1 protein-coding gene is annotated in these 2,298 nt (G+C 43.9%); it reads left to right on the top strand.

The genetic code is table 11. The features are described 5' to 3' along the window. Positions 1-2,298, top strand: a 2,298-nt coding sequence (locus tag HMPREF3108_RS07165) for an isopeptide-forming domain-containing fimbrial protein (protein ID WP_141738458.1), incomplete at both ends; no start/stop codon positions are given.

A 2,298-nucleotide genomic window follows, 5' to 3' on the forward strand; every position in this document is an offset into this window, starting at 1 on the left:
GTACCGTTTGATGCAACAGCCTTCTCTATCAATGATGAGCTGAAAGACGTTCTTGAATTTGCAGATGGAACAGGTCGTGCGACTGCTAGCCTAAATGGCCAAGCTCTTGATGCCGATCGTATCTCAATTAATGGTCAAACCATTACTGTTAACCTAACCGAAGAACAAGTCAAGAACAATGGTGGTAAAGATGTGAACCTAACCTTCACAGCTAAGATCCGCCAAGGTGTCAACCTATCTGGCTACATTAAAGATGGTAAGACTAGCATTCCGAATAAGGCAAGCTACCGAGTGGACTTCCCGAACAACCCAGGCGTAACTAAGGATTCTAATGAAGTCCCAGTGACTCCTCCAAGTCCGGAAAATCCACCGATTGAGAAGAAGGTCAATGAGGCTGAGTCAGCGAACTTAGGAGCTCGTGATGAAGAATTCACCTACACAATCGACACAACTGTGCCACTTGATGTTACAGGCTTCGCAGTCTACGATACGATTGAGAAAGTCTTAGAATTCTCAGGTGAAAATGGCCAAGCAAGCGCAACGGTAGATGGTCAACCACTAGATGCCAGCCACATTACCATTAAAGGTCAGAAGATCACAGTCAAACTGACAGAAGACGAAGCGAAAGCCCTAGGAGGCAAAGCGGTTCATGTCAGCTTCAAGGCTAAGATCAAAGCGGGAGCGAACCTGTCAGACTACATCGAAAAAGATGGTACGACACGGATTTACAACACCGCTAAATACAACTTTAACAATGACCCAGGAACAGAACAAAGTTCTAAACCAGTTCCAGTCATTCCACCAACCCCAACTGAACCAGAACTGAAGAAGGAAGTAAACGGTAAAGAAGCTGAAACATTAGCTAACCGTGACGATGTCTTCACTTACACTGTGAAGACTACTGTACCGCAAGATGCGACAGCCTTCTCTATCAGCGATAGTTTAGTTCCAGTACTTGAATTTGCTGGCGAAGATGCAGAAGCATCTCTCACACTCAATGGTGAAAAGCTGGGTGCAAAACAAATCAAGTTGAAAGACCAAACCATCAGTGCTGAGTTGACTGAAGAACAAGTCAAAGCAAACGGTGGTAAAGAAGTTGTCCTCAACTTTAAAGCTAAGATTCGTGAAGGTGCTAACCTAGCAGACTACATCGAAGCAGACGGTGTAACGCGTGTACCAAACAAAGCGTCTTATGTGGCTAACTTCCCACACCGTCCAAAAGTTGAGAAAGATTCAAACATCGTCCCAGTGACTCCTCCATCACCAGAAAATCCACCAGTTGAGAAGAAGGTTAATAACAAGCCATCCGCAACTCTGGACAGCCGTGATGAAGAATTCACTTACACCATCGATACGAAAGTACCTGTCGATGCGACTGGCTTCAAGATTACCGACGAATTGAAAGACGTTCTTGAATTCTCAGGTAAGAAAGGCCAAGCAGAAGTCACAGTAGATGGTGACAAAGATGTGATCGAAGATTCACAAATCACTGTAGATAAACAAGTTCTGACAGTGACTCTGACGAAGGATCAAGTGAAGAAATACGGCAATAAAGCTGTTCATGTAAGCTTCAAGGCTAAAATTCGTAAGAATGTCAGCCTGGCAGGCTACATTGAAGCAGACGGCGTAACTCGGATTCCTAACATTGCTAAATACATCATCAACGATGATCCTAAGACAGAAAAGAGCACAGAACCAGTTCCAGTGATTCCACCAAGTCCAGAAGAACCTGGTATTAAGAAAGAAGTGAATGGTCAGCCAGAAGCAACGCTGAAAGAACGTTATGAAGAGTTTACTTATAAAGTAACAACTTCTGTACCTCAAGATGCGACAGCCTTCTCAGTATCAGATACTCTTGTACCAGTATTAGAATTCTCAGGTGAGAAAGGTCAAGCAACAGCGACTCTCGATGGCCAAGAAATTGATGCCAACCGTATCAACGTTGCAGACCAAACAATCTCTATGGCTCTGACAGAAGACGAAGTGAAAGCAAATGGTGGTAAGGAAGTAACCTTGACCTTCAAGGCTAAGATTCGTGAAGGTGCAAACTTGTCTGACTACATTGAAAAAGGTAAGACTAGCATCCCGAATACAGCTTCTTACACAGCAGGCTTCCCAAATCGTCCAGAAATCCATAAGGATTCAAACAGAGTACCAGTAACTCCTCCAACTCCAGAAGAACCTGAAATTAAGAAGGATGTCAATGGTAAGGAAGAGGAAACACTGGCTAACCGTAACGATGAGTTCACTTACCACATCAATACGAAAGTACCGTTTGATGCAACAGCCTTCTCTATC

This window comes from Streptococcus sp. HMSC10A01 (assembly GCF_001807785.1).
Lineage (GTDB): Bacteria > Bacillota > Bacilli > Lactobacillales > Streptococcaceae > Streptococcus > Streptococcus gordonii.